The following is a 25,029-nucleotide window of genomic DNA, read 5'->3' on the forward strand; positions in this document are numbered from 1 at the left end:
AATGTTCCGGGAGTGACTTGCGTGGCGGTGCGGGCGGCGGAACCTCGAAAGCCTGCCGGCTCCGGGATCGCCGACCGCATGAACGTCCACCTGGCAAAGGAGGCGCCGCCCGAACTGGGCGGCGCCTCCTGTCGTTGACGGGGGAGTTCTTCCGGCGGTGCCTCAGTGCTTGCCGGCGCGGTCGGCCAGCACACGCACCATCTCGGCCACCGAAGCCTGGCGCGCGGCGCGCACCGAGTCGAACAGCGGCCGCAGCGCCTCGGTGCGGGCTCGGGTCGCCGACGCCGACAGCGCCCCGCCGGGCGCGTCGTCGGTGGCCACCCACAGGATCGCCTCGACCTCCGAGGCGCGCTGCAGGATCCGCAGTGGACGCTGCGGGACGTCCTGCGGCCACGGCGGCTGCGGGCGCGAGGAGACGGTCTTGGCGATCTCCTCGCGCACCCCGGGGCGGTGCTTGGCGATGTCGAGGTCGACCAGGGTGCTGGCGGCCTCGCGCATCGCCGAGGACATGCCGTGCTCGGCTTCCCCGATCGCCAGGTGCTCGGCGGGCGCGAGCTCGTCGGAGAGCTCGAAGACCGTCCAGCGCACGACGCCCTCGGCCACCTTCTGGGGGACCAGGCCCAGGCCCGCCTCGCGCAGCACCGCGGCCTCCCCGGTGCGCAGAGCCAGGCGCGCGAAGGGGTTGGCGCCGCCGAGGCCGCGGACGTCGCCCGGCACCGGCAGCACCAGCTCGCCGCCGGACGCGCCGGATCTGCGCAGCGCGGCCAGCAGCAGGGCGGGGCCCGCGGCGGGCTCATCGGGGCCGGGCAGGTCCAGCCGGGTCGCGAGGTCCTGGTCGGCGGCGCGCACCTCGTGCGACTCGCCCCAGGGTTGCAGGGCATCGAGCACGTCGTCCGAGGCGGCCGCACCATGCAGCCACGCGGATGTCCATACGACCATCGTTGCGCTTGGGCAAGGCACGGCTGACAAGGGTACGGATTCGGGCGCGCCCGCGCGGGCGGGGGTGCGGTGGATGTGATCCAGATCCAGCGCGACCCGCCCGTGCGCCACCGGGCGCCGATCTTGCGGTCGCGTGCCCGCGGGCCGGTAGGTTGGACCGGGTTCGCCGGGAGCGTCGGCGGTCCCGACCTCAGCGCAGGCAGGAAGAGACACATGCATTACGGCAAGGACGTGCTCGCCGGCGGCCCGCGGCGCCGCGCGGTTCCCGAGGTGCCCGCCGAGCCCGGCCTGGTCGTCGAGGATCCGGCCAGCGGCTTCTGCGGCGCGGTCATCCGGCTGGAGAAGGGCAACGTCGTCCTGGAGGACCGCCACGGCAGGCAGCGGTTGTTCCCGATGCGCCCCGCGGCGTTCCTGTTCGAGGGCAAGCCCGCCACGCTCGTCGCGCCCGCCGCCCTCGAGCCCGCCCGGCCGGCCCGCTCCGCCTCCGGCTCGCTGCGCGTCGACGGGCTGCGCGCCCGCCAGGCCCGCGGCAGCCGCATCTGGGTCGAGGGCGTGCACGACGCCGAGCTCGTCGAGCGGGTCTGGGGCCACGACCTGCGTGTGGAGGGCGTGGTGGTCGAACCCCTGCACGGCGTGGACGACCTGGCCGGGATGCTCGCCGAGTTCGCACCGGGCCCCGGCCGCAAGGTCGGCGTGCTGGTCGACCACCTGGTCCCCGGCAGCAAGGAGTCCCGGCTCGTCGAGCGCATCACCGACCCCCACGTGATGGTCACCGGCCACCCCTACGTCGACATCTGGGAGGCGGTCAAACCCGCCGCGCTGGGCATCCCGGCCTGGCCGGGTGTGCCGCGCGGGCAGGACTGGAAGCAGGGCGTGTGCGCCGAACTGGGCTGGGGCGAACCCGCCGACGGCTGGCGGCGGGTGCTGGCGAAGGTCTCGACCTTCCGCGACATCGAGGCGCCGCTGCTCTCGGCGGTCGAGCAGCTGATCGACTTCGTCACCGTCGACCAGGACTGAAGCGGCTTGGTCACACGTCGATCACATCGGCGAATCCACCCCACCGGGGGTGGCCGTTCTGCCACCATGGAGGCATGGTTCCCGCCCTGCTGTGGCTGATCGCCGGGGTCGTGCTGATCGCCGCCGAGGTCCTCTCCGGAGACTTCGTGCTGGTCATGCTCGGTGCCGGTGCGCTGGCGGCGGCGGGCGCGTCCGCGCTGGGGGTCCCGCTGGGACTGGACGCCGCGGTGTTCGCCGCGCTGTCGCTGGGACTGATCTTCCTGGCCCGCCCCGCGCTCAAACGCCGGATGCGCGTCGAGCGCGAGCTCAAGACCAATGTGGACGCCCTTGTCGGGCGCAAGGCCGTCGTCGAGTCCACTGTGGATGCCCACGGTGGACGGGTGCGCATCGGCGGCGAGCTGTGGTCGGCGAGGGCCTTCGACGAGACGCAAGTGATGCACAGCGGCCAGACGGTGACGGTCATGGAGATCTCCGGCGCCACCGCCGTCGTGTGGGCGGAACCGTGACGAGGCTCCGCCCCGCCGCCAGGAACCTAGGAGGCTGATGTGGACCCGACCGGACTGATCGTGCTGGCGGTCGTGGCACTGCTGGTGATCGTGATCGCGGTGAAGTCCGTGCTGGTGGTGCCGCAGGCGCAGGCGGCGGTGATCGAGCGGCTGGGACGGTTCCGCACCGTCGCCTCGCCGGGGCTGAACTTCCTGATGCCGTTCCTGGACCGGGTGCGGGCCCGCATCGACCTGCGCGAGCAGGTCGTGTCGTTCCCGCCGCAGCCGGTCATCACCCAGGACAACCTCACCGTCTCCATCGACACCGTGGTGTACTTCCAGGTCACCGACTCCCGCTCGGCGGTGTACGAGATCTCCAACTACATCGTCGGTGTCGAGCAGCTCACCACCACCACGCTGCGCAACGTGGTCGGCGGCATGAGCCTGGAGGAGACGCTGACCTCCCGCGACCAGATCAACACCCAGCTGCGCGGGGTGCTGGACCAGGAGACCGGGCGCTGGGGCATCCGCGTCGCGCGGGTGGAGCTCAAGGCCATCGACCCGCCGCCCTCCATCCAGGACTCCATGGAGAAGCAGATGCGCGCCGACCGGGAGAAGCGCGCCATGATCCTCAACGCCGAGGGCCAGCGGGAGGCGGCGATCAAGACCGCCGAAGGCCAGAAGCAGTCCCAGATCCTGGCCGCCGAGGGCTCCAAGCAGGCCGCGATCCTGGGTGCCGAGGCCGACCGCCAGTCCAGCATCCTGCGCGCCCAGGGCGAGCGGGCCAGCCGCTACCTGCAGGCGCAGGGCCAGGCCAAGGCGATCGAGAAGGTCTTCGCCGCGGTCAAGCGCGGCAAGCCCACCCCGGAGCTGCTGGCCTACCAGTACCTGCAGACGCTGCCGCAGATGGCGCAGGGCGACGCCAACAAGGTCTGGGTCGTTCCCAGCGACTTCGGCAAGTCCCTGGAAGGCTTCGCCCGGATGCTCGGCGCTCCCGGCGAGGACGGCGTGTTCCGCTACGAGCCGCCGCAGGAGGAGCCGCCTTCGGCCCGCCCGGAGGACGAGGAGGAGTCGGTCCAGTCCTGGTTCGACGTCTCCACCAACCCCGAGGTCGCCGAGGCAGTGCGGGCCGCCGAGGCCGTGGCGCGCAAGGAGGTGCCCGGCCCCGCCAGCATCGGCGGGAGCACGCCGGGAGCGCTCACCGGCAACGTCGGGGCGCTGGGCGAGCCCGGCGCGCTGGCGCAGCCGCCCGCCTCCGGTCAGCCGCCGGCCGTGCGGCCCGAGCAGCAGCGGCAGGAACCCGAGCAGAACGGCTGAAATCCCACCACCGCGAGGCCCCGGGGCAGCACGGCTGCGCCGGGGCCTCGCGCGTTGTCACAGCTCCGGCGCACCGGTGTTGGGAATGCCCAGCTTCTCGGCGTAGGCGTCGTTGAGCCTGCCCCAGCCGTGGTTCATCGCATCCGCGCCCCGGATCGGCTCCACCGGCTCGCCCGCCAACACGTGCTCGGCCACGTCCAGGCACAGGTGCCAGCCCGCGGCGACCTTGGGCACCCAGTCGCGGTCCTCGACGGTATGGCGCAACGTCAGCCGGGTGCCGGTCGCGGTCTCGGCCAGTTCCCAGCGCAGCAGGTCGGTGCCCCACGCGTACTCCAGCAGCCACGGCGGCTCGGCCCGCCGCACCGTCGACGGCAGGTCCTGCGGGGTCTCACCGTCGATCATCGTCAGCGTCGCCGCGCCGGTGCTGCCGAGGTCGCGGTCAGCGGTGTAGGGCGCCCACGCGGCCAGCTGCTCCGGATCGGTCAGCGCGGCCCACACCTTGTGCGGTGAGTGCCGCAACTCGCGCACCATGACCAGGGTCCAGCCCCCGGACTCGGCGGCGCAGTCCACATCGGAGGGCGGGCTCGGTTCGAACGGCTGCGGGCTCATGGTTCCTCCACGGTGTCGAGGTGGTCTTCCAAGGCGTCGAGATGCCGCGTCCACAGTCGCCGGTAGGGGGCCAGCCACGCGTCGACGGCCTGCAGCGCCGCCGGCTCGATCCGGTAGACCCGGCGTTGGGCGTCGGTCCGGCACGAGATGAACCCGGCCTCCCGCAGCACCTTCAGGTGCTTGGAGACGGCGGGCTGGCTGGCCGCCAGCGCCGCCACGAGCTCGCCGACGGTGCGTTCGCGGTGCCGCAGCTCGTCGAGGATCCGGCGTCGGGACGGCTCGGCGAGCACGGCGAAGGCATCCACCCCGATATATTCCCCGAAGGTTATATGCCTGTCAAGGAATCTAGCGTGGTCCGCGATCCGATCAATATATGAAAAATCTTCAGTGCTGAATGAAATCAACGCCCGTAGAGCAGACACCGAGACAAACAGCACGGAGCCTCAGCTCTCGCCGGCCTGCTCCAAGAGGGGGCCGCCCGAGACGTCCAGCGCCCGTACCGTGTCGAGCAGGTGCGCGCGCAGGCGGGACTTGGCCAGTTCGGCGTTGCCGTCGCGGACGGCCTCGGCAAGCAGTGCGTGCTGGTGGGTGATGCGGGCGCGCCGGGTGTGGGTGCGGGCGGTGGCGGTGATGCGCATCTGCCGGTCGCGCAGCGCGTTGTAGAGGTCGTCGACGACGGGGTTGCCGGAGGCGGCGACCAGCCGGGCGTGGAAGGCGCGGTCGACCTCGTGCAGTTCGGCGTCGGTGAGGCCGCCGGCATCGCAGGCGGGGTGCTTGATGAGCTCCTCGCCGACCTCGGTCATCGTCTCGGTGCCCAGCGCGGCGAGCTTGTCGATGGCGAAGCTCTCCAGCGCCAGCCGGGCCTCGACCAGCGCGCGGGCCTCGGTCGGCGTCACCGGGACCACCAGGGCACCACGCTTGGGGTAGAGCTTGAGGAAGCCTTCGGTCTGCAGGCGCAGGAAGGCTTCGCGGACCGGGGTGCGCGACATCCGCAGCGCGCCGGCGATCTCGCCCTCCGACAGCAGGTGGCCGTCGGGGAAGGAGCCGTCCAGCAGGCCGGTCTTGACGTGGCGGTAGGCCCGATCGGCCGCCGGCGCCTCGGGGGCGGCCGTTGTGGCAGGAGACACGGGCTCGTGTGGTGTTGCGCTCGACACGCGCACATCGTACTGGGGCCAGTCTTGTATCTAAGGTGCATACGAGCGTTGTTCTGGAGGTTCGTGTGCAGGTGTCGGCGCCGGCGGTGGAGCCGGTCGGAGATCAGCGGCTTCAGCGGCGGCAACGGCCGCTGCGCTCGGCGTGGCTGGTGTGGGGCGTGGCCGCGGTGTGCTACTTCGCCGCGCTGTTCCACCGCGCGAGTCTGGGCGTGGTCGCCCCGGAGGCGCTCGACCGCTTCCACACGGGGCCGGCCGTGCTGGCGCTGTTCTCGGCCTTGCAGCTCGGGGTCTACCTGGCGTTGCAGGTGCCCTCCGGACTGCTGGCCGACCGCCTCGGTCCGCGCCGGGTGATCACCGGGGGAGTGCTGGCGCTGGCGGTGGGCTCGGCGGTGTTCGCGGTGAGCGGCTCGGTGCTCGGCGGCATCGCGGGCCGGGTGCTCATCGGCTTCGGCGACGCGTTCATGTTCACCAACGTCCTGCGGCTGGCCGCGCAGTGGTTCCCCGCCGACCGCTTCGGCAGGGTCGCGGCGCTGACCGGCCTGGCGGGTGGCCTCGGCCAGGTGTTCTCCACGCTGCCGCTGGGCACCTCGCTGCACACCTTCGGCTGGGTGGGAACCTTCCTCGGCGCGGCGGCGCTGACGCTGGTGCTGGCGCTGGCCGGGTGGCTGGTCATCCGGGACCGCCCCGCCGGTTACGCACCGGAGGTGACCGGACAGGCCGAAGGCATCGGCCACACCCTGAAGGTGGTCGTGGCCCAGCGCGGTACCAGGCACTCGTTCTGGGTGCACTTCGTGCTGATGGCGCAGTTCGTGGCGGTGACGACCCTGTGGGGCTCGCCGTGGCTCACCGACGCCCAGGGCCACGGCGAGTCCGAGGTGGGCACGCTGCTGATGCTGTGCGTGTTCGGCTTCATCGCCGGAACCTGGTTCGCCGGCCAGTACATGGCCGGCCGCCACCTGCGGCGGGAGCGTTTCACGCTGGGGCTGTCGGTGGCCGTGGTCGCGGTGTGGGCGCTGCTGGTGCTCTGGCCGGGCACGCTGCCGATGCCGGTGCTGGTGGCGGCGCTGGTCGTCATCGGGATCGGTGGCGGTGGGGCGATGCTGGCCTTCGACGGTGCGCGCGCGGCCAACGCCACGCACCGCTCCGGTGCGGCCTCGGGCGTGGTCAACATGGGCGGGTTCACCGCGGCCGTGCTGATCCAGCTGCTGGTGGGCGTGGTGTTGCAGGCGGTGGCGTGGCTGCCCGCCGCCGCGGCCTACCGGTGGGCTTTCGCGCCGGTGCTGGTGCTGCTGGTGCTGGGAACCCTCGCGCAGGCGTCGCGCAGGCAGCACCGCGCGAGCTGACCGGCGAGCCGTCTCCCCGAGCGCGGCGGGACGGATAGGGTCGGGACCAACGTTGCACACGCTCGGCCGGTGGCCGGCCCACCGGTGGCGCGATGGAGGTTCTGTGACCACGGCGCTGGAACTGCACAACGTCGTCGGAGGCGAGCGGGTGGGGACCCTGGCGGGCGATTCGCTGCCGCTGGTGGACCCCAGCACCGGCGAGGAGTTCGGGACTTCGCCGCTGACCAGGTGGATGGACGTCGATGCGGTGATGGGCGTCGCGGCGGCGGCGTTCGAGTCGTGGTCGCAGACCACGCCGCGGCGGCGCCAGCAGCTGCTGCTGCGCATCGCCGACGCGATGGAGGAGCGCTCCGAGGAGCTGGTGGCCGCCGAGTGCCGCAACACCGGCAAACCGCGGGCGGTGGTGCGCGACGACGAGCTGCCCACGGCGGTGGACCTGATCCGCTTCTACGCGGCGGCGGCCCGGGTGCAGGAGACCGGTGCGGCCGCCGAGTACCAGCCGTCGCGGACCTCCTTTGCCCGGCGCGAGCCGATCGGGGTCTGCGCGCAGGTCACCTCCTGGACCCACCCGCTGCTGCTGGCCGCGGCGAAGTTCGCGCCCGCGATCGCCGCGGGCAACACGGTGGTGCTCAAACCGGCCGAAACCACGCCGCTGAGCTCGTCGCTGCTGGCCGACATCGCCTCGGAGGTGCTGCCACCGGGGGTGTTCAACCTGATCTGCGGAGACCGCGACAGCGGCCGGGCCATGGTGGCCCACGAGGTGCCCGGGATGTTCTCGATCACCGGGACCGTGCGCTCGGGCATGGAGGTCGCCGGGTCGACCGCCGCCGACCTCAAGCGCGCGCACCTGCAGCTGGGCGGCAAGGCGCCCGCGGTGGTGTTCGACGACGCCGACCTGGACCGCGCGGTGCGCGGCATCGCCGAGGCGGCCTTCGGCAACGCCGGGCAGAGCTGCACCGCGGCCAGCAGGGTCCTGGTCAGCGCCGACGTGCACGACGAGGTCGTGGAGCGGTTGTGCGAGCTCGCCGGTGCGATGCGCCCGGGGCCGCCGCAGGACCTGGACGCGGCTTTCGGGCCGCTCAACAGCCTCGGGCAGCTGGAGTCGGTGCAGGCGCACCTGGAGCGGCTGCCCGAGCACGCCCGGATCGCCGCCGGTGGCCAGCGCAAGGGGGAGCGGGGCTACTTCTTCGAGGCCACCGTGGTCACCGGGGCCGAGCAGGACGACGAGCTGGTGCAGAACGAGGTGCTGGGGCCGCTGCTGACGGTGCAGAGCTTCGCCTCCGAGCAGGAGGCCCTCGAGCTGGCCAACGGGGTGCGCTACGGGCTGGTGGCCAGCGTGTGGACCCGCGACCACTCGCGGGCGATGCGGTTGTCGCGCAAGCTGCAGACGGGCACGGTGTGGATCAACACCCACCACCCCTTCACCGCGGAGATGCCGCACAGCGGTTTCAAGCACTCGGCCTCGGCGCGCGACTTCGGGCGCTACGGGCTGGAGGAGTACAGCCGGATCAAGCACGTCATGTCCTACGTGGAGGAATGACGGCCGGTCAGTCCGGGGTGCGCATCGCGATGGCCAGCAGCGCCGCGGCCGGGCCGGTCAGCCGCAGTCCCGAGCGCCACACGGCGTGCAGGGGGCGTCGCAGGTCGAGCCCGGTGACGCCGACCTCGGTGACCCGCTGCTCGGCCAGGTCGGTGCCCACCGCCAGGGTGCTCAGCACCGCGGGGCCCGCGCCGGCCACGACGGAGTTGCGCACCGCGGTGGTGGAGTGCAGCTCCAGCAGCGGTGCGACGGGGTCGGCGCCGGCTTCGGCCAGCGCGCGGTAGAGGGTCTCGCGGGTGCCCGACCCCTCCTCTCGGACGATGAGCGGCGTGGCGGCGAGCTCGACCGGGGTCAGGGGCCTGCGCAGCCGGGCCCAGGGGTGATCGGGCGGGACGACCACGACCATCCGGTCGCGGGCGACGTGGCGGATCGAGACGCCCTCGGGTGCCAGGGGCGTCTCGATGAAGCCGAGGTCGGCGTGGCCGTGGCGGACCGCCTCGGCCACGGCCAGCGAGTTGGTGACGTCGAGCTCGAGGTGGGTCTCGGGCAGGGCGCGGCGCAGCCGGCTGATCCAGGCCGGGGCCAGGTACTCGGCGACGGTCATGCTCGCCGAGACCCGCAGGCGCGGCTCCTGCTGGGCGCGCAGGGCGCGCACGCCGTTCATCAGCCCGTCGACCTGCGCCAGGACCTGGCGGGCCCAGTCGGCGACGATGACTCCGGCGGGGGTGAGAGTGCAGCCCTGCCTGCTGCGTTCGACCAGTTCCAGCCCCAGTCCGCGTTCGAGGCTGCTGAGGCGTTTGCTCGCCGAGGGCTGGCTGACCCGCAGTTCGACCGCGGCCGCTCCGATGCTGCCGAGTTCGGCGACCAGCACCAGCAGGCGCAGCGATTCGGGATCGGGCGGGGTCATGCCCCGAGGATAGGTCGCCGCGGGGACTGGGAACCGCCACGAGTGGTCGTCGGCATGCACTGCGGTTATGACGTCCTGCGCGGTCGACGGCTACGCGCGGCCGGTCATCGCGGTGAGGCTGGGTTCGTGGCTGGGACGTTGCAACACCGCGACGCGCTCGTGGAGGGCTCGTTGTGGCCGGGGCTGGCGCTCACCGGCGGCGGGGTGGCGCTGTCGCTGGCGCTGGCCGGGCTCGTGCCGTCGGTGAGCGCGTTGACCTCGGCGGTGGTGCTGGGCGTGGTCGCGGGCAACGTGCCCGGTGTGCCGGCGCGGGTGCGGCCCGGGCTGGCCTGGGCCACACGCAGGCTGCTGCGCGCGGGTGTCGTGCTGCTGGGGTTGCAACTGGCGGTGGGGCAAGTGCTCGGCCTGGGCGCGGGCACGGTGGTGGCGGTGGTGCTCGTCGTCGGGCTGACCTTCGCCGGGACGCTGGTGCTGGGGCGCTGGCTGGGGGTGTCGCGGGGGCTGTCGCTGCTGGTGGCGACCGGGTTCTCGATCTGCGGTGCCTCGGCGATCGCGGCGGTGGAGGGCGTGGTCGACCGCGAGGACGAGGACGTGGCATCCGCGGTGGCGCTGGTGACGGTGTTCGGCAGTGCCTCGATGGTGCTGCTCCCGCTGCTGGCCACCGCGACGGGCATGCCGCCGGCGGACTACGGGCGCATCGCCGGGGCCAGCGTGCACGAGGTCGCCCAGGTGGTGGCGGCGGCCTCGCCGATGGGTGCGGCGGCGGTGGCGGTGGCCGTCGTGGTCAAGCTGAGCCGGGTCGTGCTGCTCGCACCGCTGGTGGCGGGGGTCAGCCTCGTGCGGCGCCGCGCGGCGGGCCAGGCCGCCGGCACGCGTCCGCCGCTGGTGCCCCTGTTCGTCGTCGGGTTCCTGGCCGCGGTGGCGGTGCGCAGCATCGGGATGGTTCCCGAGCCGGTGCTCGACGTGGCCCGGCAGGTGACGACGGTGCTGCTGGCCGGCGCGCTGTTCGCGCTGGGCAGCGCGGTGCGGTTGCGCGCGCTGCTGCGCACCGGGCCGCGGGCCTTCGCGCTGGGCGCGTGCTCGACCGCACTGGTCACCGCGGTCGCGCTGGCGAGCATGTTCGCGCTGACCTGAACGCGGTGCCCAGGTCAGCGCGGCGGTGATGGCTCAGCGGGCCGGGCGGCTCCACGGCCGGGCCTGCTCGAAGGCCCGGGCCGCCCGCAGCACACGCGCGTCGGAGTGGCGCGGCCCGACGATCTGCAACCCGATGGGCAGGCCCTCGGAGGTGAAGCCGCACGGGACGCTGGCGGCGGGCTGCTGGGTCATGTTGAACGGATAGGTCAACGGCGTCCAGCTCGTCCAGCGCGGCTGCGGCCACCCCGACGGCACCTCCACACCCGCCTCGAACGGCGGGATCGGCACCGTGGCGGTCAGCAGCAGGTCGTAGGTGTCGTGGAAGGCGCCCATGCGCTGGCCGAGCAGCATGCGGGTGTTGGTGGCCTCCAGGTAGTCCTGCGCCGAGTAGGTCAGCCCCTGGCGGACGATCTCGTGCAGACCCGGGTCGAGCAGTTCGCGCTGCTCGGCGGTGAGGTGCTCGACGGACTTGGCCGCCCCGGAGAACCACAGGACGTGGAAGTCCTCCACCGGGTCGGTGATGCCCGGATCGGCGTCCTCGACGATGGCGCCCAGGTCGGTGAAGACCTTCGCCGCGGCCGACACCGACTTGGCGATCTCGGGGTCCAGGGTGGCGAAGCCGAGCCCGGGGCTCAGCGCGATGCGCAGACCGCGCACCCCGTCGTCGAGGCCGTCCAGGAACGAGGTGGTCATCGGCTGCAGCGCCGACCAGTCGCGGCTGTCCGGCTCGGACAGCACGTCCATCATCAGCGCGGTCTCGGCCACCGTCGTGGTCATCGGACCCGCGTGGGCCATCGTGCCGTACGGGCTGGCGGGGAAGTGCGGCACGCGGCCGTAGGTGGGCTTGATCGTGAAGATCCCGCAGAAGGAGGCCGGGATGCGCACCGAGCCCCCGCCGTCGGTGCCGATGGCCAGCGGCGCCATGCCCAGCGCGACCGCCGCCGCAGCGCCGCCGCTGGAGCCGCCCGGGGTGCGGGTGGTGTCCCACGGGTTGCGCGTGATGCCGTCGAGGGTGTTGTCGGTGACGCCTTTCCACGCCAGCTCCGGGGTGGTGGTCTTGCCGACGAACACCGCGTTGTGCTCGCGCAGCCGCGCCACCGTCGGGGCGTCGACGCTCCAGCGCTGGTCGGGGTCGACGGTGCGGGAGCCGCGCAGCGTCGGCCAGTCCCGGGTGAGGAAGATGTCCTTGATGGAGGCCGGAACACCGTCGAGCCTGCCGACCGGCTCACCGCGCTGCCAGCGCCGCTCGGAGGCGCGCGCCTGCTCCAGCGCGCGGTCGGCGTCGACCAGGCAGAAGGCGTTGACCGGGCCGTCGGCCTCGTCGATGCGGCGCAGGGTGGCTTCGGTCGCCTCCACCGGCGACAGCTCGCCGGTGGCGTAGGAGGCCAGCATCTCGGTGGCGGTGAGGTCGGCTGCTGTCCGGGTGGTGTTGACCATCAGTTGCGCTCCGATCCGCTGACGTAGCCGCGTTGTTTGTCCACGACGTTGCGCAGCTGCCCGCCCTCGGTGTAGCCGCGCAGGTTGCTCAGGAACAGGTGCACGAGCTCGTCGGTCCAGCCCACCGTGTCGCCGGACATGTGCGGTGAGACCAGCACGTTGGGCATCTCCCACAGCGGGGAGGACTCCGGCAGCGGCTCGGTCTCGAAGACGTCCAGCGCGGCGCCTGCCAGCCGCTTGTCCTGCAGCGCCCGCACCAGGTCGTCCTGCACGACCAGCTCACCGCGGCCGACGTTGATCAGGCGCGCGGTCGGCTTGAACCGGGCCAGCGCGTCGGCGTCGATCAGGCCGTTGGTCTGCTCGGTCAGGGGAGCGGCGAGCACGACGTAGTCGAACTCGCCGAGCACCCCGGCCAGCTCGGAGGAGGCGTGCACGTCGCCGAAGTCGGGGTCCCCGCTGCGGGCAACCCGGCCCGCGCCGCTGACGGCCATGCCCGCGGCGCCCAGCAGCCCGGCGATCGTGCGCCCGATCGGCCCGGTGCCCACGACCAGGACCTTCTTGTCCTCGATGCGCTCGGTCTCGCGGTGCTGCCAGTGCTCGCGGTCCTGGAAGCGGACGCTGGTGTGCAGGTCCTTGGCGAACGACAGCACCGCGCCCAGCACGTACTCGGCCATCGGGCGGTCGAAGACGCCGCGGGAGTTGGTGAGCACGACATCGGAGTCCAGCATCTCGGGGAACAGCAGCCGGTCGACCCCGGCGCTGGCGGCGTGGATCCAGCGCAGCGAGTCCGCGGCAGGCCAGGCCTCCCGCACCGCGTCGGAGCGGAAGTTCCAGACGAACATCACGTCGGCGCCCGGCAGCGCGTCGGCGAGTTGCTCCCCGGTGGCGTAGCGGACCTCGGCGACCCGCTCGATCTCGGACGTCGCGGACGGAGTCGTGCCGCCGTGCAGGACGACGACGGTGGGTTGCTTGGTCATGACCTGCCTTGGAGGGAATGAGGGGTTGTTCGGTGCCGAGATCGCTGTAACACGAATGCAAGAACAAGCGCCGGAGGAAGCATTGACACGCTATGAAGCACTCGTAGGATTGTCAACAATCCGCGGGTGCGCCGGCCGGCGGGTCGGCCCGGTCGCGACCGGCGCCGTCCTGGCTCGAGTGGCGTGACGGGCCGGGACCCGCCGGTGGCAACGCAGTTCATCTTCCAAGCCCCTCACGCGAAACGGACTTCACGATGCCCAGGTACATGTCGATCACGCTGGAGAAGCGCGGTGTCTCCTGCGTGGCCGAGCTGCTGGACAAGGACGCCCCGCGCACCTGCGAGGCGGTGTGGCAGGCGCTGCCGCAGGCGGGGCCGGTGCACCACGCCAAGTACGCGCGCAACGAGATCTACACGATGGTGCCGCACTTCGCCGACCGGGAACCCGGGCAGGAGAACCCGACGGTGACCCCGATCCCCGGCGACGTCGTGTACTTCTCCTTCCACGGCGGCATGCTCGACCGGGAGTTCAAGGAGGAGAAGAACATCCACGAGCTGCCCGGCGTGATCGACCTGGCCATCTTCTACGGGCGCAACAACCTGCTGCTCAACGGCGACGTCGGCTGGGTGCCCGGCAACGTCTACGCCACCATCGTGGAGGGCCTGGACCGGATGGCCGAGGCGTGCAACGACATCTGGCGCTCGGGCAGCGTCGGCGAGCGTCTCGTCTACGAACGCCACGCCGGTTGACGGGGAGAGACGGATGCCGCCTGACTTCCTCGGGGCGGTGCTGGGGCCGGAGCCGCAGCGCGGCGTCGGCCTGATCGTTCCGTTCGACCTCGCACTCGACCGCGAGCTGTGGCGCTGGGTACCCGCCAGCGTCTCGCTCTACCTGACCAGGACGCCGTTCGTGCCCGTTCCGGTCACGGTGGAGATGGCCAACCTGGTCAGCGACGAGGCCGCGGTGCACAGCGCCACCCGCGACCTGCTGGTGCCCGAGCCGGAGGTGGTGGCCTACGCCTGCACCTCGGGCAGCTTCGTCAACGGCGCCACCGGCGAGCGCGCGCTGATCGAGGTCATGCAGGAGGCCGGGGCGCCCGCGGCGGTCACCACCGCGGGCGCGCTGGTGCAGGCCCTGGAGACGCTCGGGGTGGGCCGGGTCGCGGTCGCCACGCCGTACGTGGCGGCGGTGACCGAGCGGCTGCACACCTACCTCGACGAGCACGGGGTCGAGGTGGTCACCAGCGTCGGCCTCGGCCTGCAGGAGCAGATCTGGAAGGTCGGCTACCGGCAGGTGATCGACATCGTGCGCTCGGCCGACCGCCCCGAGGCCGAGGCGATGTTCATCAGCTGCACCAACCTGCCCACCTACGACATCATCGGCCCGCTGGAGGCCGAGCTGGGCAAACCGGTCCTCACCGCCAACCAGGTCACGATCTGGGCGGCGCTGCGGGCCATGGGTCTGCAGGCGGTCGCGCCGGAGCAGCGGCTGGTGCAGGCCGTCGACCTGCCCGCCGCGTGACGATCGCGTCACGAATGCACATGCACGAAACGGTCCGCAGCGGACCGTGCGGTAACATTGTCAACAATCGACCGATGATCGGCGGGCCGGGTGCCGCCCGGGTCCGCTCATCGGGGTTGAGGTGCCGACCGCCGTCCGCCGAACGCCGTTGCCCGCACCCGCGGGTCCGAGCACATCCGGTGGCCCCGGCCACCGGCGACGACGAAGGATGGAGCCCCCGGTGTCGCACACCGCAGGAATCCTGTACCCCGGATACAGCGCCGAAGACGACTACCCGACCCTGGAGGGCCTGCTCGGCGGAGGCGTGCGCCTCCCGCTGGTGCACACCCTCATGCGCGAGGACGCCCACCGCGTCGACGCCCTGCTGGACGTCGGCTCGGAGGACGTGCTCTCCGAAGGGGCAGGCAAGCTGCTCGAACACGAGGTGCAGTCGGTGATCTGGGCCTGCACCAGCGGCAGCTTCGTCTTCGGCTGGGACGGCGCGCGCGACCAGGTGGAGAAGCTGCAGGCCGTCACCGGCCTGCCGACCTCCAGCACCTCGTTCGCGTTCGTGCACGCCGCGGCCCGCCTCGGACTGCGGCGGGTGGCGGTGGCCGCGACCTACCCGGCCGACGTGGCCGAGCGGTTCGTGGAGTTCCTGCACGTGGCCGGCATCGAGGTGGTCCGGCTCTCCAGCCGGGGCATCATCACCGCCGCCGAGGTCGGCACCCTGGGTCGCGAGCAGGTGCTGGAGTTCGCCGCGGCCAACGACGACGACCGCGCGCAGGCGCTGCTGATGCCCGACACCGCGCTGCACAGCGTGGCGTGGCTGGACGAGCTGGAGCAGCGGCTCGGCAAGACGGTGCTCACCGCCAACCAGGTCAGCGCGTGGGAAGGGCTGCGCCTGGCCGGGGACCGCGCGGCCCGAGAAGGATTGGGAACCCTGTTCCGGCAGGCACCGGCGCAGGCTGGAGAGAAAGAGGGAGGGGAACGCGGCAGTTCCCCGAACTGAGGAGATGGTGTGTCGTGCTCGGACTGGACGAGCAGAACCAGCCCGGTGAGTTAGAGCCGGTGCAGCGCAAGTCGACCGCGGCGATCGTGGCCGACCAGCTGCGCTCGGCGATCATGTACGGCTCGCTGGCACCGGGCAGCCAGATGGGGGAGGCCGAGCTGGCCGCCCGGCTCGGGGTGAGCCGGGGTCCGCTGCGGGAGGCGATGCAGCGGCTGGTGGCCGAAGGCCTGTTGCGCAGCGAGCCGCATCGCGGGCTCTTCGTCACCACGCTGGACGCCGACGACGTCCGCGACATCTACCTGGCGCGGCTGGCGGTGGAGCGCGCGGCCTGCGAGCAGATCGTGCGCCACCACCGGCTGGAGGCGGTAGCCGAGCTCACCGCGGCGCAGGGTCGGATGGTGGCCGCGGTGTCCAAGGGCGACTCGATCGAGCTCGCCGACGCCGACCAGGAGTTCCACGAGACGCTGGTGCGGGCCTCCGGCAGCCCCCGGCTGCGGCGCATGGCCCAGACCCTGCTGGTGGAGAAGCGGATGTGCCTGACGGCGCTGCAGGACAAGTACCACGCCGACGCCCAGGCGCTGCTGGACGAGCACCGCGGCATCGTCGACGCGATCGAGGCAGGCGACGAGGCGCTGCTGCTGACGCGTCTGGAAGCGCACATGAACGACGCGCTGGAACGCCTCAACGGTTCGATGGCGCACTGAGCGGCCGCTGACCGTCATCCCGGGCCCCTGCTCCCCACCGGAGCAGGGGCCCGGAGCCGTTCGGGTCGCGGAGGGCCGGTGCGCTCGGCCGTCCCGGTCACCGCTTCCCGGGCTCTCGTTCAGCGTGCGGCGAGCAGGTGTTGCGTCCCGCCGCTGGCGGCGCCGGGCACCGACACCACGCCTTCGCCGTCGAGCCGGCCCGCTGGTTCCGGCTCACGCCGCACAACTGCGCCGACGGGTTGGCGCTGACAACCCGCAAACCAGCTCCGAACGAAGAATTTGACGGGGTGGGTCCTCGCCGAGCCGGCGAGGACCCACCCCGGTTGGTCACAGACCGCCGACAGCGACGTACTTGGTTTCCAGGAACTCGTCGATGCCGACCTTGCCGCCTTCCCGGCCCAGGCCGGAGTGCTTGACCCCGCCGAACGGGGCCGCCGGGTTGGACACGATGCCCTGGTTGAGCCCGATCATGCCCGACTCCAGGGCCTCCGACACCCGCAGAGCCCGCTGCAGGTCGCGGGTGTAGAGGTAGCTGACCAGTCCGTACTCGGTGTCGTTGGCCTGGTCGACGACCGCCTGCTCGTCGGTGAACGTGGTGATCGGGGCGACCGGACCGAAGATCTCCTCCCGGTTGAGCCTCGCCGACACCGGCACGCCGGTCAGCACGGTCGGCTGGTAGAAGTAGCCGTCGCCCTCGCGGGGCGAGCCGCCCACGACGACCTCGGCGCCGTGGTCCAGGGCGTCCTGCACCAGCTCGGTGACCTTGCCCAGCTGGTCGGAGTCGATCAGCGGGCCGACCTCGATCTCGTCGGTCACGCCGCGGCCGATGCGCAGCGACCCCATACGCTCGGCCAGCCGCCTGCCGAACTCCTCGGCCACGTCGGCGTGGACGTAGAAGCGGTTGGCCGCGGTGCAGGCCTCGCCGATGTTGCGCATCTTGGCCAGCATCGCGCCGTCGACGGCGGCGTCGAGGTCGGCGTCGTCGAAGACGATGAACGGGGCGTTGCCGCCCAGCTCCAGCGACACCTTCAGCACCTGCTCGGCCGACTGCTCGATGAGCTTGCGCCCGACCTGGGTCGAGCCGGTGAAAGACAGCTTGCGGGCGCGGCCGTCGCGGATCATCGGCTCCATCAGCTTGCCCGCGCTGCGCGAGGTGACGACGTTGAGCACGCCGTCGGGCAGCCCCGCCTCGATGAGGATGTCGGCCAGCGCCAGCATCGACAGCGGCGTCTGGTGGGCGGGCTTGATCACCGAGGTGCAGCCCGCGGCGATGGCCGGGCCGATCTTGCGGGTACCCATCGCCATCGGGAAGTTCCACGGCGTGATCAGCAGCGCGGGCCCCACGGGCTGGCGCATCACCAGGAACCGGCCCTTGCCGTTGGGCGCGACGGCGTAGTCGCCGCCGATGCGCACGGCCTCCTCGGCGAACCAGCGGAAGAACTCCGCGGCGTAGGTGACCTCGGCGCGCGACTCCGTCAGCGGCTTGCCCATCTCCAGCGTCATCAGCAGCGACAGGTCCTCGTGGCGCTGCGTGATCAGCTCGTAGGCGCGGCGCAGGATCTCACCGCGCTCGCGGGGCGGGTGCTTGGCCCAGTCGTGCTGGGCCTCGTGGGCGGCGGCCAGCGCGGCCAGGCCGTCCTCGGGGGAGGCGTCGGCCACCGGGCACAGCGCCCTGCCGGTGGAGGGGTCCTCGACCTCGTAGGTGCGGTCCTCGGAGGCGGGGCGCCACTTCCCGCCGATGAGCAGTTGCTTGGGGGCCGCCTCGACGACGGTGCTCTCGCGTGGGTTCTGTTCGGTTGAGCGAGTCATGGCAGTGGCAGACCCTTCTGTCTGGAGACGGTGGACACCGACGCTGCGTGATGGTTGCATGTCACACGAGATTGTCAACAATCCTACAGCCTGAACGGGATCTTTCCTCCCCCGTCGTTTGGAGTCGATCATGGCTGAGCTCTCGCCGGTGCTGAAGCAGGCCACGCCCGTGCTGGCCGCCCGAGGGGAAGGCGTCTACCTCTTCGACGAGGACGATCGCCGCTACCTGGACTTCACCGCCGGTATCGGGGTGACCAGCACCGGCCACTGCCACCCGCGCGTGGTGGAAGCCGCCCAGCGCCAGGTGGGTACCCTCATCCACGGCCAGTACACGACGGTGATGCACCGGCCGCTGCTGCGGCTGACCGAGCGGCTCGGCGAGGTGCTCCCGTCTGGGCTGGACCGCGTCTTCTACGTCAACTCCGGCAGCGAGGCCGTCGAGGCCTCGGTGCGGCTGGCCCGCCAGGCCACCGGGCGGCAGAACATCGTGGCCTTCGAGGGCGGCTTCCACGGCCGCACCATGGGCGCCGGCGCGCTGACCTCCTCCGGGGTCAAGATCCGCGCGGGCCTCGGGCCGATGATGCCCGGGGTGGCCTTCAGCCCGTTCCCGGAGACCTACCGGCACGGCTGGTCGCAGGCCGAGGCGGTGCGCTTCGCGCTGAGCGAGCTCGACCAGCTGCTGGTCACCGTCACCTCGCCCGCCGACACCGCGGCGTTCATCATCGAGCCGGTGCTGGGCGAGGGCGGCTACATCCCGGCGCCGCCGGAGTTCCTGGAGGGACTGCGCGAGCGCGCCGACCGCCACGGCATCCTGCTCATCGTCGACGAGGTGCAGACCGGCGTCGGGCGCACCGGCAAGTTCTGGGGCCACGACCACGCCGGCATCCGCCCCGACATCATCATCACCGCCAAGGGCCTGGCCAGCGGCTTCCCGCTGTCGGCGATCGCGGCGGGCCAGGAACTGATGAGCAAGGCCTGGCCCGGCTCGCAGGGCGGCACCTACGGCGGCAACGCCGTGGCCGCGGCCGCCGCGCTGGCCACCCTCGACGTCGTACGTGACGAAAACCTCGTCGACAACGCCGCCGAGCAGGGCGCCCGCTTGAAGGAGGGGCTGACCAAGGTCGCCGCCGAGCACCCGGTCATCGGCGATGTCAGGGGCCTGGGGCTGATGGTGGGCAACGAGTTCACCACCGGCGACGGCCGGCCCGACACCGCCACCGCGACCCGGGCGCACAAGGCCGCCGCCGAGCGCGGTCTGCTGCTGCTGACCTGCGGTCCGCACGGCAACGTGGTGCGGATGATCCCGCCGCTGGTGGTCAGCTCCCAGCAGGTCGACGAGGCGGTCTCGCTGTGGTCCGAAGCCGTCAAGGACGCCGTCTCCGGCTGATCACCACAGCGGTGGTGGCGGGGTCGGCACCGCGCTCCGCCACCACCGCTTCTTGACGCACAGAGTGGCCGGTCCTGCACCTCGGGGCACCAGAACAGGTGACGACTGATCACTGTTCGGTAGCGCTGTGTGCCTTCCGATCAGGTGTCTGGAATGCTGCACGCCGAAGGGACCGGTGCGCCCGGGCGCACCGGTGAGTCGACTGGCGCAGGTGTGAGGTCATGAGTGATTGGTCGGCGGGCCCACCGCCGAAGGGCCGAAGGCCGCGGAGTGGCGACGCCTACGACTACTACGGTGGCGGCCGCGAGCGGCCCGCCGCTCCCCGTCCGCCGGGACCGCCCCCGGCCGGGCCGCCGCCGAGGCGTCCCGGCGGGCCCGGGCCGTCCGACGACGGCGGCAGGCCCCTGCCCCCGCAGCGCAAGCCGAAGCGGTGGGGCAGGCGCATCGGGATCGCGCTGCTCGTGCTGGTGGTGCTGGCCGGCGGTCTGGTGTTCTACTTCGACTCGATGCTGCAGCGCACCGACGCGCTGGACTATCCGGGACGGGAGTCCAAGGACACCCCCGGCACCAACTGGCTGCTGGTGGGCTCCGACAGCCGCGAGGGACTCGACGACTCGCAGCGCGAGGAACTCTCGGCGGGCAACGCCCCCGGGCGGCGCACCGACAGCATGATGCTGATCCACATCCCCGAGAGCGGCGGCCAGCCCGCCATGATCAGCCTCCCCCGCGACTCCTCGGTGCCGATCCCTGGCCACGGACGCGACAAGCTCAACTCCGCCTTCTCCTACGGCGGACCGCAGCTGCTGGCCCAGACCCTGGAAGGGGTCACCGGCGTGCACATCGACCACTACGCCGAGATCGGCTTCGGCGGCTTCGCCGACCTGGTCGACGCCGTCGGCGGGGTCGACGTGTGCCTGGACCAGCCGATCAAGGACGACATGGCCCACATCGACCTGCCCGCCGGGTGCCAGGAGCTCGACGGCCCCAACGCGCTGGGCTTCGTGCGGGCCCGCTACGCGCTGGCCGACGGCGACATCGGCCGCGCGGCCAACCAGCGCAAGCTGCTGGGCGCGCTGGTGGACAAGGCGAGCAGTCCGGCCACGCTGTTCAACCCGTTCCGGCTGGTGCCGCTGGCCTCCAGCGCCAGCAAGACCTTCACCGTCAACAACGGCGACCACGTCTGGCACCTGGCTTCGCTGGGACTGGCCATGGGCGATCTCAGCGGCGGTCAGGGCGTGACCACCAGCGTGCCTTTCGGCGGCTTCGGCAAGGTCAACGGCCAGTCGGTGATCCAGTGGGACAAGGAGCGCGCCGCGGCGATGTTCGACGCGATCGCCAAGGACCAGCCGATCCCCCCGGAGATCCTCGACAACTAGCGGTCCTCCACAAGGGAAGGGGGCGTGCCGAACGGTCGGCACGCCCCCTTCCCGCTGTTGTCAGGAGGTGAAACGGGTCAACTGCTCGGGTCCGCCGTTGAAGGTGTTCTGGTCACCGGGGAACACACCGCGGTCGGCGAACTGCCAGATCGTCTGGAACGTCCAGCCCGCGGGCAGCGGACCGGGCTCGGGTGCGTAGCGGGCCAGCCACAGCGGGTTGTTCGCCCCGAAGGAAGGGTTGCCGCCGGTGCACTGCTGCCACCAGCGGGTCGTGGTGTAGATCGCCGGGAACCGGCCGGTGCGCGCCCGGTAGGTGTCGCTGAACTCGGCGATCCACCGCGACATCCCCTCCGGCGGCAGCCCGTAGCAGGCGTCGCCGTAGGGGTTGTGCTCGACGTCCAGCGCCCCGGGCAGGGTGTGGCCGTCGGGCACCCACCCGCCGCCGTTGTCGACGAAGAAGTGGGCCTGCTCGGCGCCGCTGGAGCGGTCGGGCAGCGCGAAGTGGTACGCGCCGCGGACCATGCCCACGCCGCGCGAGCCGTCGTACTGCTGGGGGTAGTGCTTGTTGCGGAAGCCGACGCCCTCGCTGGCCTTGACGTAGGCGAAGCGGGCCCCGGCATCCCAGGCCGCCCGCCAGTCGACCACGCCCTGGTGGCCGCTGACGTCCATGCCCGCAACGCTCCCGGCGGGAGCGGCGTAGCGCGGCGCGGAGCCTTCGGAGCTCCGGCCGAGGCTGTAGCCGGCCCACGCTCCGTTCGGATCGCCGGCGTCCAGCCGGGGTGTTTGCGCGGTGGCGGCGTAGGCGCCCGGAGCGAGCGCGGTCAGCGCTGTTGCCAGCGCGCAGACCAGCAACCTGCGCGGGTGGTACCGGTGAGAGCGTGCGATGCGAGATGGGGCCACTGCGGTTCGCCTCCTCGCTACGGCGGCGCCGCGAGCCCGCGGCACGGCATGGGTGAGCGGTCTTGCGCGCAACGCAGAATAATCCGGTCGCCACGTCGGTGCTGTCCACATGGGACCATCCTGTTCCTCCGCGGCGGCCCGAAGAATCCGCAACGCCACACCCGGCTCCGTCCACCACACCGGAGTGTGATCGCATGAGTGTGATTCGAATTTCCCCCGCTGGGGCAAGGAAATCGCGCTGCGTGCACCGTCGCGCTCCGCGCTCATCCGATAGTGGGTTGATGCGCCGCGTCGCACGCGTGGAGGTGTCGCCAGGCGGCGTGAAACGCGCCGGACGGCGTGTCGCGAGGACCGCTCATAGCCTGGGAGGATCGCAGCCGCCCCGATCAGCGAGGAGTGGGCTCATGGCGCAGCAGGCAGACGACACCGCCCAGGTCCGGGAGCTCGTCGAGAGCTGGGCCAGGGCGGTCCGCGACCGCGACCTGGACGGCATCCTGGCTCACCACAGCCCGGACCTGGTGTTCTACGACGTCCCCGAGCCCGGCCGCTTCCGGGGACTGGACGCCTACCGCCGGTCGTGGGGGGAGGAGTTCTTCCCCTGGTTCGGCGACTCCGGCCTCTTCGAACTCGACGAGCTGGAGGTCACCGCGGGGCCCGAGACGGCCTTCTGCCACTGCGTGGTGCGCTGCGCGGGCAGCGGACCGGACGCCGATCCCGCCGAACAGCTCGACGTGCGGCTCACGATGGGGCTGGCCAGGCGAGGAGGGCAGTGGAGCGTCGTGCACGAGCACCACTCCGTGGCCGCGGACTGAACCGCCGCGCGCCGCTCAGCCGTCGGCGACGGCGGTGGCGTGCAGCCAGTCGCGCACCGGCACCATGCGGGGCAACGGCCGGAAGCGCTCCACGTGCTCCAGCCGGAAACCCGCCCGCTCGACGGCTGCACCCGTGTCGCGGTCGAGGTGGCAGCCCGCGGCGACGCGGGTCCACACCGGGGTGAGCCGCTGCTGCCAGCGGCCGAGCCGGCCGGGGCTGCGCACGTGTTCGAGCACGGCCAGCCGCCCGCCCGGTCTGAGCACGCGTCGCGCCTCGCGCAGCGCCCGGTCGGGATCGTCGACCGTGCACAGCACCAGGGTGAACACCACGGTGTCGAAGCTGTGCGCATCGAACGGCAGCGCCTCGGCGGAGGCGTCGCTGACGGTGACCGGCACCTCCGCCGACGCCGCCCGCGCGGCCAGGCGCTCGCGCATCGCGGGGTCGGGCTCGCTGGCCACGACCCGCTCCGCACGGCGGTAGAACGGCAGGTTCGCCCCGGTGCCCGAGCCGACGTCGAGGACCTGACCGGGCAGCTCGGCCAGCAGCCGCGACCGGTGCGCGGCCAGCGCCCGCCGTTCCAGCGGACTCATCATCCGGTCGTAGACCGCGGCGAAGAACCGGTGCGCCCGCAGTGTGATCACCTCGTCCGGTGGGTGGGCAGGAACGTCCCCGAACATAGCGACCAGCGGCGGGCCGGCCGGGCAGGACGTGCCGTGACTCCCTCCGGCGGCGGGCCCTAGCCGCGGAGTGGCGCCGGTCTCCCGGAACGGTTGCTCGCCGACCGCGACCAAGGGTGACCGATATGTCCGGGTGGAGAAACCCCGGTACGTCGGGTACGTCTCGGGACATGGCACAGCGAACAGGGCCGCGCCGCGGCGACCGGCGGCAACCGCAGGCCGCAAGCGGGCGGCGGGACGAGCAGGGGCTCCGCGACGAGCTCAGGAACATGCACGGCACGAGCTACGGGCGCTACAAGGCGCTGCGCGGCTCGTGGTCGTTCGGCGGGTTCACCCTCGAGGTCCAGCGGGTTCAGCCCGACCCGTTCGCGCCCGCCAGCCGCTGCGAGGTGCGGGTGCCCGCGCAGGTGGCCGACTTCCCGCGGGAGCTGTGGCACAACCAGGTGCGCGCCCGCGCGCTGGCCGGGTTCCTGGTGCGCGCCGCGCACCGGCGGCTGCGCGACAGCAGGCTGCGGGTCGACGCGGGCCGCCAGCAGGTGCTGGACCGCAGCGCCTGCCAGGTCGTCGACGGCGAGGTCGTGCTGCGCCTGGGCATCGACCTGCCCGGCCGGGGCCGCACCATCGACGGCACGCAGGCCGAGCGCGCGCTGTGCGAGGACCTGCCCGAGGTGGTGGAGCAGGCGTTGCGCTTCGCCACCGCCGAGCAGACCCGGCTGCGGGAGTTCGTCGACTCCATCGAGGACACCGACGCCCTGCGGCGCGGACTGACCGAGCACGGCCTGGTGGCCTTCGTCGCCGACGGCTCGATCCTGCCGCGCCGCAGCGGCGTGGACGACCACCCGCTCACCGACGCGGTGCCGTTCCGGTCACCGGAGTCGCTGCGCGTGACGATGCGGGTGCCCAACCGCGGCGAGGTCACGGGGATGGGCGTGCCCGAGGGCATCACGCTGATCGTCGGCGGTGGTTTCCACGGCAAGTCCACGCTGCTGAGGGCGCTGGAGTACGGCATCTACGACCACGTGCCCGGCGACGGCCGCGAGCTGGTGGTCTGCCGCGACGACACGGTCAAGATCCGCGCCGAGGACGGCCGCCGCGTGCACCGGGTCGACGTCAGCCCGTTCGTCTCGCACCTGCCCACCGGCGCCGACACCGCCGACTTCTCCACCGACAACGCCTCGGGCTCCACCTCGCAGGCCGCGGCGATCTCGGAGTCGGTGGAGGCCGGGGCCGGGGTGCTGCTGGTCGACGAGGACACCGCGGCGACCAACCTCATGATCCGCGACGCCCGGATGCAGGAGCTCGTCGCCAAGGACTCCGAACCGCTGACGCCGTTCGTGGACCTCATCCGCCCGCTGTCGCGCCAGCGCGGGGTGTCCACGGTGCTGGTGATGGGCGGTTCCGGCGACTACATGGACGTCGCCGACCGGGTGCTGATGATGGACGCCTACCGGGCGCTCGACGTCACCGAGCGGGCGCGGGAGCTGGCGGCCAACCCGACCGGGCGCCACTCGGAGGCCGACGGCTTCCCGGCGCTGCGGGCCAGGGTGCCCGACCCGCGTTCGGTCGACACCGAGCGGCCCAAGGTCCGGGCACGGGGCGTGGACGCCCTGACCCTCGGCGAATCCACAGTGGAACTGCGCGCGGTGGAGCAGATCGTCGACCCCTCGCAGGTCACCGGGATCGGGCTGGCGCTGGTGACCTGCGTGCGCCGTGGTCTGCTCGACGGCGATCGCACGGTGGCCGAGGTGCTGGATGCCTTCGCCGCCGAGGTCGCCGAGCGCGGCGTGCACGCCGTCGACGACCGGTACGTGGGCGATTTCGCCGTGCCGCGGACGTTCGAGCTCGCCGCGGCCCTCAACCGGCTGCGGACACTGCGCGTGTCGCGGTTGGCCTGACGGGGTTTGGCGCCGCCCGGCAGGCGGGCATCTCGGTGGGGTGACCCTCACGACTCGACGTCGTGCGCGTGCGCACGCGCGGCGGAGGGAGGCCAGC

At 72.3% G+C, this 25,029-nt stretch carries 24 protein-coding genes; 14 read left to right on the forward strand and 10 right to left on the reverse strand.

Annotated features, from left to right (window positions below; all coding sequences use genetic code 11):
• Nucleotides 1-162 precede the first annotated feature (162 nt).
• Nucleotides 163-939 carry a hypothetical protein gene (locus HUO13_RS20025; protein ID WP_211896657.1) on the reverse strand — a complete coding sequence of 259 codons (777 nt, stop codon included), beginning with the start codon at nucleotides 937-939 and terminating at the stop codon, nucleotides 163-165.
• A 213-nt stretch (nucleotides 940-1,152) separates the two neighbouring features.
• Here HUO13_RS20025 and HUO13_RS20030 point away from each other — a divergent pair, with 213 nt between their 5' ends.
• The 3 genes from HUO13_RS20030 (at nucleotide 1,153) to HUO13_RS20040 (ending at nucleotide 3,758) form a co-directional block, all read left to right on the forward strand.
• Nucleotides 1,153-1,956, forward strand: coding sequence for a DUF3097 domain-containing protein (locus tag HUO13_RS20030; RefSeq protein WP_211896658.1), 804 nt, complete (start codon nucleotides 1,153-1,155; stop codon nucleotides 1,954-1,956).
• 74 nt (nucleotides 1,957-2,030) lie between these two features.
• The gene (locus HUO13_RS20035; protein ID WP_211896659.1) at nucleotides 2,031-2,462 is read left to right on the forward strand and encodes an NfeD family protein; all 432 of its coding nucleotides are present in this window, start codon (nucleotides 2,031-2,033) and stop codon (nucleotides 2,460-2,462) included.
• Between the two features lie 39 nt (nucleotides 2,463-2,501).
• Nucleotides 2,502-3,758: an SPFH domain-containing protein gene (locus HUO13_RS20040; protein ID WP_211896660.1), complete on the forward strand. Its 1,257-nt coding sequence runs from the start codon at nucleotides 2,502-2,504 to the stop codon at nucleotides 3,756-3,758.
• 57 nt (nucleotides 3,759-3,815) lie between these two features.
• Here HUO13_RS20040 and HUO13_RS20045 read toward each other — a convergent pair whose 3' ends face one another.
• From HUO13_RS20045 to HUO13_RS20055, 3 genes are all read right to left on the reverse strand, one after another.
• Nucleotides 3,816-4,367 carry an SRPBCC family protein gene (locus HUO13_RS20045; RefSeq protein ID WP_211896661.1) on the reverse strand — a complete coding sequence of 184 codons (552 nt, stop codon included), beginning with the start codon at nucleotides 4,365-4,367 and terminating at the stop codon, nucleotides 3,816-3,818.
• Entirely contained in the window at nucleotides 4,364-4,672 is a 309-nt protein-coding gene (locus HUO13_RS20050) for an ArsR/SmtB family transcription factor (protein ID WP_211896662.1), read from the reverse strand. The genes HUO13_RS20045 and HUO13_RS20050 overlap by 4 nt, the downstream gene beginning before the upstream one ends.
• A 138-nt stretch (nucleotides 4,673-4,810) precedes the next feature.
• Nucleotides 4,811-5,494, reverse strand: coding sequence for a GntR family transcriptional regulator (locus HUO13_RS20055; protein WP_211896663.1), 684 nt, complete (start codon nucleotides 5,492-5,494; stop codon nucleotides 4,811-4,813).
• Nucleotides 5,495-5,586: 92 nt separating this feature from the next.
• Between HUO13_RS20055 and HUO13_RS20060 the strand changes: the two genes are divergently transcribed.
• A complete protein-coding gene (locus HUO13_RS20060; RefSeq protein ID WP_211896664.1) occupies nucleotides 5,587-6,864 on the forward strand; it encodes an MFS transporter in 1,278 nt (425 codons plus the stop codon).
• Nucleotides 6,865-6,967: 103 nt separating this feature from the next.
• Nucleotides 6,968-8,404, forward strand: a complete 1,437-nt coding sequence (locus HUO13_RS20065) for a gamma-aminobutyraldehyde dehydrogenase (protein ID WP_211896665.1) — start codon at nucleotides 6,968-6,970, stop codon at nucleotides 8,402-8,404.
• A 7-nt stretch (nucleotides 8,405-8,411) separates the two neighbouring features.
• Here HUO13_RS20065 and HUO13_RS20070 read toward each other — a convergent pair whose 3' ends face one another.
• Nucleotides 8,412-9,311 (reverse strand): LysR family transcriptional regulator, encoded by a 900-nt coding sequence (locus tag HUO13_RS20070; RefSeq protein WP_211896666.1) that lies wholly within the window; start codon nucleotides 9,309-9,311, stop codon nucleotides 8,412-8,414.
• Nucleotides 9,312-9,365: 54 nt separating this feature from the next.
• Here HUO13_RS20070 and HUO13_RS20075 point away from each other — a divergent pair, with 54 nt between their 5' ends.
• On the forward strand, nucleotides 9,366-10,445 hold the full coding sequence (locus HUO13_RS20075; RefSeq protein ID WP_249125149.1) for a YeiH family protein: 1,080 nt from the start codon (nucleotides 9,366-9,368) through the stop codon (nucleotides 10,443-10,445).
• Nucleotides 10,446-10,478: 33 nt separating this feature from the next.
• Here the strand turns inward: HUO13_RS20075 and HUO13_RS20080 are convergent, their stop codons facing one another.
• On the reverse strand, nucleotides 10,479-11,882 hold the full coding sequence (locus tag HUO13_RS20080; protein WP_211896667.1) for an amidase: 1,404 nt from the start codon (nucleotides 11,880-11,882) through the stop codon (nucleotides 10,479-10,481).
• Nucleotides 11,882-12,859 (reverse strand): D-2-hydroxyacid dehydrogenase, encoded by a 978-nt coding sequence (locus tag HUO13_RS20085; RefSeq protein WP_211896668.1) that lies wholly within the window; start codon nucleotides 12,857-12,859, stop codon nucleotides 11,882-11,884. Before HUO13_RS20085 ends, HUO13_RS20080 begins: the two co-directional genes overlap by 1 nt.
• Before the next feature lie 254 nt (nucleotides 12,860-13,113).
• Here HUO13_RS20085 and HUO13_RS20090 point away from each other — a divergent pair, with 254 nt between their 5' ends.
• From HUO13_RS20090 to HUO13_RS20105, 4 genes are all read left to right on the forward strand, one after another.
• Complete coding sequence (locus tag HUO13_RS20090) at nucleotides 13,114-13,608, forward strand: DUF3830 family protein (RefSeq protein ID WP_211896669.1); 495 nt, start codon at nucleotides 13,114-13,116, stop codon at nucleotides 13,606-13,608.
• Nucleotides 13,609-13,621: 13 nt separating this feature from the next.
• Nucleotides 13,622-14,380, forward strand: coding sequence for a maleate cis-trans isomerase family protein (locus HUO13_RS20095; protein ID WP_211896670.1), 759 nt, complete (start codon nucleotides 13,622-13,624; stop codon nucleotides 14,378-14,380).
• Nucleotides 14,381-14,588: 208 nt separating this feature from the next.
• Nucleotides 14,589-15,371: a maleate cis-trans isomerase family protein gene (locus HUO13_RS20100; RefSeq protein ID WP_211896671.1), complete on the forward strand. Its 783-nt coding sequence runs from the start codon at nucleotides 14,589-14,591 to the stop codon at nucleotides 15,369-15,371.
• Nucleotides 15,372-15,385: 14 nt separating this feature from the next.
• Complete coding sequence (locus HUO13_RS20105) at nucleotides 15,386-16,075, forward strand: GntR family transcriptional regulator (protein WP_249123883.1); 690 nt, start codon at nucleotides 15,386-15,388, stop codon at nucleotides 16,073-16,075.
• 327 nt (nucleotides 16,076-16,402) lie between these two features.
• On the opposite strand, the gene HUO13_RS20110 is transcribed toward HUO13_RS20105, so the two are convergent.
• Entirely contained in the window at nucleotides 16,403-17,884 is a 1,482-nt protein-coding gene (locus HUO13_RS20110; RefSeq protein ID WP_211896672.1) for an NAD-dependent succinate-semialdehyde dehydrogenase, read from the reverse strand.
• Between the two features lie 130 nt (nucleotides 17,885-18,014).
• On the opposite strand from HUO13_RS20110, the gene HUO13_RS20115 reads away from it, so the two are divergent.
• The gene (locus HUO13_RS20115; RefSeq protein ID WP_211896673.1) at nucleotides 18,015-19,271 is read left to right on the forward strand and encodes an aspartate aminotransferase family protein; all 1,257 of its coding nucleotides are present in this window, start codon (nucleotides 18,015-18,017) and stop codon (nucleotides 19,269-19,271) included.
• Between the two features lie 221 nt (nucleotides 19,272-19,492).
• On the forward strand, nucleotides 19,493-20,647 hold the full coding sequence (locus HUO13_RS20120; RefSeq protein WP_211896674.1) for an LCP family protein: 1,155 nt from the start codon (nucleotides 19,493-19,495) through the stop codon (nucleotides 20,645-20,647).
• 60 nt (nucleotides 20,648-20,707) lie between these two features.
• On the opposite strand, the gene HUO13_RS20125 is transcribed toward HUO13_RS20120, so the two are convergent.
• Nucleotides 20,708-21,547 (reverse strand): lysozyme, encoded by an 840-nt coding sequence (locus tag HUO13_RS20125; protein WP_211896675.1) that lies wholly within the window; start codon nucleotides 21,545-21,547, stop codon nucleotides 20,708-20,710.
• Between the two features lie 404 nt (nucleotides 21,548-21,951).
• On the opposite strand from HUO13_RS20125, the gene HUO13_RS20130 reads away from it, so the two are divergent.
• Entirely contained in the window at nucleotides 21,952-22,359 is a 408-nt protein-coding gene (locus HUO13_RS20130) for a YybH family protein (protein WP_211896676.1), read from the forward strand.
• A 15-nt stretch (nucleotides 22,360-22,374) separates the two neighbouring features.
• On the opposite strand, the gene HUO13_RS20135 is transcribed toward HUO13_RS20130, so the two are convergent.
• On the reverse strand, nucleotides 22,375-23,037 hold the full coding sequence (locus HUO13_RS20135) for a class I SAM-dependent methyltransferase (RefSeq protein ID WP_211896677.1): 663 nt from the start codon (nucleotides 23,035-23,037) through the stop codon (nucleotides 22,375-22,377).
• A 170-nt stretch (nucleotides 23,038-23,207) separates the two neighbouring features.
• Between HUO13_RS20135 and HUO13_RS20140 the strand changes: the two genes are divergently transcribed.
• Nucleotides 23,208-24,932 (forward strand): ABC-ATPase domain-containing protein, encoded by a 1,725-nt coding sequence (locus HUO13_RS20140; RefSeq protein WP_249123884.1) that lies wholly within the window; start codon nucleotides 23,208-23,210, stop codon nucleotides 24,930-24,932.
• The last annotated feature ends 97 nt before the right edge of the window (nucleotides 24,933-25,029 follow it).

The sequence above is a fragment of the Saccharopolyspora erythraea genome (assembly GCF_018141105.1).
Taxonomy (GTDB): domain Bacteria; phylum Actinomycetota; class Actinomycetes; order Mycobacteriales; family Pseudonocardiaceae; genus Saccharopolyspora_D; species Saccharopolyspora_D erythraea_A.

Coding starts and splice junctions, on each gene's coding strand:
- HUO13_RS20025 (WP_211896657.1), bottom strand. CDS start 939: ATGGTCGTATGGACATCCGCGTGGCTGCATGGTGCGGCCGCCTCGGAC.
- HUO13_RS20030 (WP_211896658.1), top strand. CDS start 1,153: ATGCATTACGGCAAGGACGTGCTCGCCGGCGGCCCGCGGCGCCGCGCG.
- HUO13_RS20035 (WP_211896659.1), top strand. CDS start 2,031: ATGGTTCCCGCCCTGCTGTGGCTGATCGCCGGGGTCGTGCTGATCGCC.
- HUO13_RS20045 (WP_211896661.1), bottom strand. CDS start 4,367: ATGAGCCCGCAGCCGTTCGAACCGAGCCCGCCCTCCGATGTGGACTGC.
- HUO13_RS20070 (WP_211896666.1), bottom strand. CDS start 9,311: ATGACCCCGCCCGATCCCGAATCGCTGCGCCTGCTGGTGCTGGTCGCC.
- HUO13_RS20075 (WP_249125149.1), top strand. CDS start 9,366: ATGCACTGCGGTTATGACGTCCTGCGCGGTCGACGGCTACGCGCGGCC.
- HUO13_RS20080 (WP_211896667.1), bottom strand. CDS start 11,882: ATGGTCAACACCACCCGGACAGCAGCCGACCTCACCGCCACCGAGATG.
- HUO13_RS20085 (WP_211896668.1), bottom strand. CDS start 12,859: ATGACCAAGCAACCCACCGTCGTCGTCCTGCACGGCGGCACGACTCCG.
- HUO13_RS20090 (WP_211896669.1), top strand. CDS start 13,114: ATGCCCAGGTACATGTCGATCACGCTGGAGAAGCGCGGTGTCTCCTGC.
- HUO13_RS20095 (WP_211896670.1), top strand. CDS start 13,622: ATGCCGCCTGACTTCCTCGGGGCGGTGCTGGGGCCGGAGCCGCAGCGC.
- HUO13_RS20100 (WP_211896671.1), top strand. CDS start 14,589: ATGGAGCCCCCGGTGTCGCACACCGCAGGAATCCTGTACCCCGGATAC.
- HUO13_RS20110 (WP_211896672.1), bottom strand. CDS start 17,884: ATGACTCGCTCAACCGAACAGAACCCACGCGAGAGCACCGTCGTCGAG.
- HUO13_RS20115 (WP_211896673.1), top strand. CDS start 18,015: ATGGCTGAGCTCTCGCCGGTGCTGAAGCAGGCCACGCCCGTGCTGGCC.
- HUO13_RS20120 (WP_211896674.1), top strand. CDS start 19,493: ATGAGTGATTGGTCGGCGGGCCCACCGCCGAAGGGCCGAAGGCCGCGG.
- HUO13_RS20130 (WP_211896676.1), top strand. CDS start 21,952: ATGGCGCAGCAGGCAGACGACACCGCCCAGGTCCGGGAGCTCGTCGAG.
- HUO13_RS20135 (WP_211896677.1), bottom strand. CDS start 23,037: ATGTTCGGGGACGTTCCTGCCCACCCACCGGACGAGGTGATCACACTG.
- HUO13_RS20140 (WP_249123884.1), top strand. CDS start 23,208: ATGGCACAGCGAACAGGGCCGCGCCGCGGCGACCGGCGGCAACCGCAG.